Genomic DNA, 619 nt, shown 5'->3' on the forward strand with positions numbered 1-619 from the left:
CGGTCCGGGTCGAAGTCCTGACCGGTATTCCTGGCAGGGAACCCTGCCACAAGTGAAGCCTGGCACCTTGAACATGCAACACGGGGCGATCTGAGTCCCTCGTTGATGATGACGGCGGTGACCTCGTGCAAGGTTTGGCGAGTATGGGTCCTGTCAAGGAGACGGCAGATGCACGATCGAAAAGCCGATGTCGAGAACCAGAAACCCGACAACGAAGACCTGGCAGACCTTACCGCAGCGATCCGCGAACTCCAGCAGAGCTTACGAGAGATCAATGATGCGCTGCTGGGCGAATGGCCGCCGGAAGGCAGTGCCTGACCTAACCGGGCGACCTGAGTATCCGCACTCGGGCGGACATTAAGGTTACCTCCTAACCGCACTGCGCAGATCGTGTTGCCCGTCTTTGCTGAGACGATAAAACGCCCTCATGAAGAGGGCTTGCCATGTCGAGACGTAGAGCAAATTCGGTACGCAGTTTTAGAATTTCCTATCGCGCCCGGTTGAGGGGCCCCGTTAGAAACGTTCCGGAAGGACGGCGGGTAGTCCTTCATGTCGTTCACGCTGGCCGCATAGGCGAGGCCTATACTCTGCCCCAGGCTGCGCCAGAAGGCGACATCGG

Annotated in this window: 1 protein-coding gene; it reads left to right on the plus strand. The window is 58.6% G+C overall.

Annotated elements, in window-relative coordinates:
- Window positions 1–168: 168 nt before the first annotated feature.
- Window positions 169–318 (plus strand): hypothetical protein, encoded by a 150-nt coding sequence (locus GQ59_RS32475; RefSeq protein WP_156376375.1) that lies wholly within the window; start codon window positions 169–171, stop codon window positions 316–318.
- Window positions 319–619 lie beyond the last annotated feature (301 nt).

The sequence above is a fragment of the Neorhizobium vignae genome, assembly GCF_000732195.1.
In the GTDB taxonomy this organism is placed as follows: Bacteria; Pseudomonadota; Alphaproteobacteria; order Rhizobiales; family Rhizobiaceae; genus Neorhizobium; species Neorhizobium vignae.